Origin of the sequence: Achromobacter sp. 2789STDY5608615 (genome assembly GCF_001298995.1) — a bacterium.
Taxonomy (GTDB): domain Bacteria; phylum Pseudomonadota; class Gammaproteobacteria; order Burkholderiales; family Burkholderiaceae_B; genus Achromobacter; species Achromobacter insuavis.
This window is the reverse complement of sequence record NZ_CYTY01000097.1, coordinates 1-1,300: the sequence shown is the minus strand read 5'-3', so window position 1 is coordinate 1,300 and position 1,300 is coordinate 1. Positions and strand designations below refer to the sequence as shown.

Here is a 1,300-nt window from a genome sequence, read left to right as displayed (position 1 = left end):
AGCACAGAATTTTCGCTTGTCACGCCAGCATGACACTCATTTTGCAGAAAGATGATGATTTCCGTGTGCCCCGGCTCTCGGATCGCTCGCGGTGACTGGCTCGCGGGCCGGTTCCAGCCTTCCTCAGTACAGGATGGCCGGCACGGCACATTTTTTTGGGGGGGTCACAGACATGCGCATTCGCGCCCGCCGGCCCCTCTCTTCGCCTCTCTCTCTATATATAGGAGGAGCCGAGTGTCCCTGCTGGATCAGGGCGAATCGCATCGACCTGGTCGAGCGCCTGGTCTATGGGCGCCCCGTCGGCTGCTGACGGCTAGCCATCGGTCTGGGGTTTCCCTATGAATTCACCCGGGGGGGGAGATCTCTATAGGGATAGCCTCTCCATATAGGACTTATCGCGGGAGTGAGCATCGAGCAGCCATATCTACCGTCGGAAGCACGCATCTATATATAGAGAGGGAGGGGGAAACGAGGCGTTCGCCCTCGGTTGGCGAGCCCCTCCCCCCAGCTGTGTGCCACCCCCAGCTGTGTGCCACCCCCAGCTGTGTGCCACCCCCAGCTGTGTGCCACCCCCAGCTGTACGCCATTAGCCGGCAACGCGCCCTTCCATGCTGCACGTCCGCCCACCAGTGGTCAATGAACGCCGCAACCACCTGTCTATATATAGTGGCTGGAATGGGAATCAGGAACGGCCGCCGGCTAGGGCGGGGACCGGGAAGGCATATTCCCTCCCACCCCAACCACCCTGCCTCATCACCAGCGCAGGGTGTCGATGCGGGTGACCCGCTTGAGCGATTGCTCGACGGTGGCCTGGTTCACCAGCCATTCCGGCGCGCCCACGTCCTTCAGCATGTGGACATCCATTTCATCCGCCAGGTTGCGCAGGACCCTGTCGGCACGCCGTTGGCGATAGGCACGCCAGAGACGGACGATGAAACCGCCCGGCGGCACGGCCGCGCGGTTGGCGCCGGAGACGGACGCTTCCGGGGTGCGCGTCACTGGTTGTGAAACCGGGATAGCCGGCGCCGCGGACGACGACACGTCAGGCATATTTGCCCGCTTGGGCGCCGGGCAGGCCGCGCCGAAAGCGGGAGAGGTCTGGATGCAGGTTTGGGCGGACATGGCTGGGCTCCTCGATTTAGTCCGTTTTGGTAAGCGTATTCGCCCAAATCGCGCCTGAAAATCGAATTGTTTTACCCAGGACGGTCAGTTAAGCTAACCAATCGAAGCATTCTCTCCGTGGGCTGGCCCGGCCCTCGACGGAATGTCCGCGAAACTTCCTGGCGTCCCGCCCCCCCCC

1 protein-coding gene is annotated in these 1,300 nt (G+C 62.7%); it reads right to left on the bottom strand.

The genetic code is table 11. The features are described from left to right. Positions 1-753 precede the first annotated feature (753 nt). The gene (locus tag AOZ49_RS33800) at positions 754-1,122 is read right to left on the bottom strand and encodes a hypothetical protein (RefSeq protein WP_231690502.1); all 369 of its coding nucleotides are present in this window, start codon (positions 1,120-1,122) and stop codon (positions 754-756) included. Between the last annotated feature and the right edge of the window lie 178 nt (positions 1,123-1,300).

Excerpts from the sequence above, each read along its gene's own strand:
- AOZ49_RS33800 (WP_231690502.1), bottom strand. The coding sequence starts at position 1,122 with ATGTCCGCCCAAACCTGCATCCAGACCTCTCCCGCTTTCGGCGCGGCC.